This window comes from Nocardia sp. NPDC057272, from assembly GCF_042668615.1.
Classification (GTDB): domain Bacteria; phylum Actinomycetota; class Actinomycetes; order Mycobacteriales; family Mycobacteriaceae; genus Nocardia.
The window spans coordinates 1-1,548 of the sequence record NZ_JBHUYK010000069.1; the positions used below are offsets into that span (position 1 = coordinate 1).

Annotated in this window: 1 protein-coding gene; it reads left to right on the forward strand. The window is 60.3% G+C overall.

Features of this window, described 5'->3' with window-relative positions; all coding sequences use genetic code 11:
- A partial coding sequence (locus ACFULV_RS34940) for a condensation domain-containing protein (protein WP_378664384.1) occupies positions 1-1,548 on the forward strand: 1,548 nt, incomplete at both ends.

Sequence of the window (1,548 nt, forward strand, 5' to 3'; positions counted from 1 at the left end):
GCCGCGATCTATGCGCAGGTGTTGGGTTTGGAGCGCGTCGGTGTCGACGACTCGTTCTTCGACCTCGGCGGCAATTCACTCCTCGCCATGCAACTGGCGAGCCGGGTCAAGTCAGCCTTCTCCATCGAGTTGGAGGTGCGTGCTCTCTTCGAGAGTCCGACTGTAAGTGGTTTGCTGGGTGAGCTGTCGTCGGAGTCGGCGCGGCGAAGCCCTCTGACAGTGATGGAACGTCCGGCGATGGTTCCGTTGTCGTTTGCGCAGCGCCGGTTGTGGTTCATTCATCATTTGGAGGGGCCGTCGGCGACTTACAACCTTCCCTGGGGTTTGCGGCTGACCGGTGAGGTCGACGTCGAGGCGTTGCGAGCGGCATTGGCTGATGTGGTGGCGCGGCACGAAAGTCTGCGTACGGTGTTCGGTGATGATGCCGGTATGCCGTATCAGGTGATCGTTTCGGCTGATGATGTCGACTTCGGCTGGCGGGTCGTGGATGCCGCGGGTTGGTCATCGGAGCAGGTGGACGAGGCGGTGGGGCAGGCCGCGCGCTACGAGTTCGATCTCGCTACAGAGATCCCGTTGCGGGCCACTTTGTTCCAGGTCGCCGACGACGAGCAGGTTTTGGTGCTCACCCTGCACCATATTGCTGCGGATGGATGGTCGGCGCGGCCATTGGTGCGGGATCTCAGTGTGGCGTATTCGACGCGTCGGCGGGGTGAGACTCCTCAGTGGGAACCGTTGCCGGTGCAGTATGCCGACTACACGTTGTGGCAGCGGCAGTATCTGGGTGATCCAGGTGATCCTGGCAGTGAGATCTCCCTGCAGTTGGCTCATTGGGAACAGGCTTTGGCTGGGTTGCCTGAGCGTATCGAGCTTCCGGCCGACAGGACATACCCTGTCGTAGCCGACCACAAGGGCGGGCGCATCGACTTCAGTTGGTCGGTGGAGTTGCAGGAGCAGGTCGGGCAGCTCGCGCGTGCGCACAATGCGACCAGTTTCATGGTTGTGCAGGCAGGTTTGGCTGTATTGCTGTCGGTGGTGAGCGGTAGCACCGATATTGCCATCGGGTATCCGGTTGCCGGGCGGTTGGACAGTGCGCTCGATGAGCTGGTGGGTTTCTTCGTTAATACTTTGGTGTTACGAACTGATCTATCGGGTGATCCCAGCTTCGAGCAACTGCTCGATCAGGTTCGGGAGTGTAGCTTGGATGCCTTCGCCAACCAGGATGTGCCGTTCGAGGCGCTGGTCGAGCGCCTCGATCCGGTCCGGAGCCTGGCACATCATCCACTGGTGCAAGTGATGTTCGCCTGGCAGAACAATGCTGCTGTTGAGTTGTTGCTCGACGATCTTGATGTGACGCCTCTAGTTCCGCACACAGGTGCTGCGCGTATGGATCTGACGTTCAGTCTTGGTGACCTCTATAACCGGGATGGGAAGCCGGCGGGCATCGATGGTGGTGTCGAGTTCCGTACCGATGTGTTCGATGAGGTGACCGTTCAACGGTTGGTGACCAGGTTGGAGCGGATCCTGCAGGGGATGGTCGCTGATCCGGGT